Consider the following 3,169-nt stretch of genomic DNA (forward strand, 5'->3'; position numbering starts at 1 on the left):
AGGGAATAGGGAATAATATTAAATCCGGTAGTATCGGTCTAAATTAGATAAAGAGTGTGGGAAGGGTGGGGAGTGTGAAAAGTGTGGGAAGATAGAGATATCTAGAAATATAACAATAGCTGAAAATGGAACATTTTTTTATACTGAATTAAGCGGATTTGATATTAAGGAGGAAGAAAAAAGGTAGAAAATGATATAATTAGGTGGCTTCTATTTTAAATTAGTTTCAGGGAATAGAAAATAATTTTTGTGGATAATTTTAGACAAATTTTTACCATAAATTATATCAAATTCCTTAGTATCGGTACAATTCAATATTGTAGGGGTTTGGTGACCAAACCACTACAAAACTTATTCTCCAAAGTCGGCAGATTTGATATTACTTTACCGACTATAAAGTAAGATGATAAAAGAACAAAAATACCTAATATTTAGCTAATGTTAGAACACGACATAATTATAGTAGGCGGCGGTCTTGCTGGTTGTCGCGCTGCTGTGGAAATAGCTCGCAAAAATCCTAGTTTAGATGTGGCGGTTGTTGCCAAAACTCACCCCATTCGTTCTCACTCTGTCGCTGCTCAAGGTGGAATAGCTGCTTCCCTACAAAATGTAGACCCTGAAGATAGTTGGAAAGCTCATGCTTTTGATACTGTAAAAGGTTCCGACTATTTGGCAGACCAAGACGCAGTAGAAATTTTAGCGAAGGAAGCACCAGATGTAATTATTGACTTAGAACATTTGGGAGTATTATTCTCTCGTTTGCCAGATGGTCGTATTGCTCAACGTCCTTTCGGCGGTCACTCCCACAACCGCACTTGTTATGCTGCGGATAAAACTGGTCACGCTATTTTGCATGAGTTGGTAAATAACCTCCAGCGTAATGGGGTAAAAGTATATCAGGAATGGTATGTCATGCGTCTGATCTTGGAAGAAGGTCAGGCAAAAGGCTTAGTTATGTATCATATTTTGGATGGGGAAATAGTTGTACTTCGAGCAAAGGCGATAATGCTTGCCACTGGTGGTTATGGTCGGGTGTTTAATACCACTTCTAATGATTATGCTTCGACTGGGGACGGTTTGGCAATGGCTGCAATGGCAGGTTTGCCTCTGCAAGATATGGAATTTGTGCAGTTTCATCCCACTGGTTTATATCCAGCAGGGGTTTTAATTTCTGAGGCGGTGCGCGGTGAGGGTGCTTATCTAATTAATAGTGATGGCGATCGCTTTATGGCGAATNGGGTGTTTAATACCACTTCTAATGATTATGCTTCGACTGGGGACGGTTTGGCAATGGCTGCAATGGCAGGTTTGCCTCTGCAAGATATGGAATTTGTGCAGTTTCATCCCACTGGTTTATATCCAGCAGGGGTTTTAATTTCTGAGGCGGTGCGCGGTGAGGGTGCTTATCTAATTAATAGTGATGGCGATCGCTTTATGGCGAATTATGCTCCGAGTCGGATGGAGTTGGCTCCTCGTGATATTACTTCCCGTGCTATTACTTTGGAAATTCGTGCTGGTCGCGGAATTAATATGGATGGTAGTGCAGGAGGTCCGTTTATTTATCTGGATCTGCGACACATGGGTCGGGAAAAAATTATGAGTAAGGTGCCGTTTGCTTGGGAAGAGGCTCATCGTCTTGTAGGTATTGATGCGGTGAACAAACCGATGCCAGTTCGTCCGACTGCTCATTATTCTATGGGTGGCATTCCTACTAATACTGATGGTAGAGTTTTGGCGAGTGCTGATGGTTTGGTGGATGGGTTATTTGCTGCGGGGGAATGTGCTTGTGTTTCGGTACATGGGGCGAACCGTTTGGGAAGTAATTCTTTGTTGGAATGTGTGGTTTATGGACGACGCNGTAGAGGCGCTCATAGTCGAGAAGATTTTCCGCAACGAAATGATGAGGTCGCGGAATTAATATGGATGGTAGTGCAGGAGGTCCGTTTATTTATCTGGATCTGCGACACATGGGTCGGGAAAAAATTATGAGTAAGGTGCCGTTTGCTTGGGAAGAGGCTCATCGTCTTGTAGGTATTGATGCGGTGAACAAACCGATGCCAGTTCGTCCGACTGCTCATTATTCTATGGGTGGCATTCCTACTAATACTGATGGTAGAGTTTTGGCGAGTGCTGATGGTTTGGTGGATGGGTTATTTGCTGCGGGTGAATGTGCTTGTGTTTCGGTACATGGGGCGAACCGTTTGGGAAGTAATTCTTTGTTGGAATGTGTGGTTTATGGACGACGCACTGGAGCAGCGATGGCTGAGTTTGTAGAGGGTAGAAAGTTACCTGATGTTGAGGAGGAAGGTTATTTAGAGGAGGCGCGGGAACAAGTTCAGGGTTTGTTAGAGCGCTCTGGAGAATATCGCATTGATTTTTTACNTGTTGAGGAGGAAGGTTATTTAGAGGAGGCGCGGGAACAAGTTCAGGGTTTGTTAGAGCGCTCTGGAGAATATCGCATTGATTTTTTACGGCAGCAGTTTCAGGATGCAATGAGTGAACATTGTGGTGTGTTTCGTTCCCAGGATGTAATGCAGCAAGGGTTGGAAAAATTGGAGCAGTTGCAGGAGCAGTATCAGCAGGTTTATTTGGATGATAAGGGTAAGTCTTGGAATACGGAAATTATTGAGGCGTTGGAGTTGCGGAGTATTATTGTTGTGGGTGAGACAATTTTAAGTTCGGCGTTGAGTCGTCAGGAAAGTAGAGGCGCTCATAGTCGAGAAGATTTTCCGCAACGAAATGATGAGCAGTTTTTACAGCATAGTTTAGCTTATTATTCGTTGGCGGGAATTGATATTAATTATCGACCTGTGGCAATAACTATGTTTGAACCACAAGAGCGGAAATATTAAATTAATAATGGATAATGGATAATTGATAATTGATAATGGATAATTGATAATTAATCCATTGGGTTTAAAACCTCTCCTTTTGAGGATAAAAAAGAAATAAGATTTCCCCACTTGGTTCTATCCTTTCGGTTTTAACCAGATTCATTATTCATTATCCATTAATGAATTGTTCCTTCTTTCTTTTTATACCAATTTCCTGGAAATCATAATAATTTTCGGAGTATTTTTGCAGCCCTAATCATTCTGATTGGAATCTTTGTGTCTCTACGATTCCTTGATATTTCTATTGTTCCTATTTTAGCTGGAGCAGGTGTTGT

Annotated in this window: 3 protein-coding genes and 1 pseudogene; all 4 read left to right on the forward strand. The window is 41.8% G+C overall.

The annotated features are described in order from the left end of the window. Positions 1 to 438: 438 nt before the first annotated feature. The coding region (locus tag AFK68_RS34480; RefSeq protein WP_143437514.1) for an FAD-dependent oxidoreductase at positions 439 to 1,236 on the forward strand (798 nt) is incomplete at its 3' end. 1 nt (position 1,237) lies between these two features. Further along, a pseudogene (locus AFK68_RS34485) lies at positions 1,238 to 1,857 on the forward strand (FAD-binding protein); the annotation flags it as partial. A 62-nt stretch (positions 1,858 to 1,919) separates the two neighbouring features. Further along, on the forward strand, positions 1,920 to 2,382 hold a 463-nt coding region (locus AFK68_RS40985; protein ID WP_371357230.1), incomplete at its 3' end, for an FAD-binding protein. Between the two features lie 50 nt (positions 2,383 to 2,432). Next, positions 2,433 to 2,852, forward strand: a complete 420-nt coding sequence (locus AFK68_RS40990) for a hypothetical protein (protein WP_371357231.1) — start codon at positions 2,433 to 2,435, stop codon at positions 2,850 to 2,852. Positions 2,853 to 3,169: the final 317 nt, after the last annotated feature.

Source organism: Hydrocoleum sp. CS-953 (assembly GCF_002260545.1).
Taxonomy (GTDB): domain Bacteria; phylum Cyanobacteriota; class Cyanobacteriia; order Cyanobacteriales; family Microcoleaceae; genus Trichodesmium.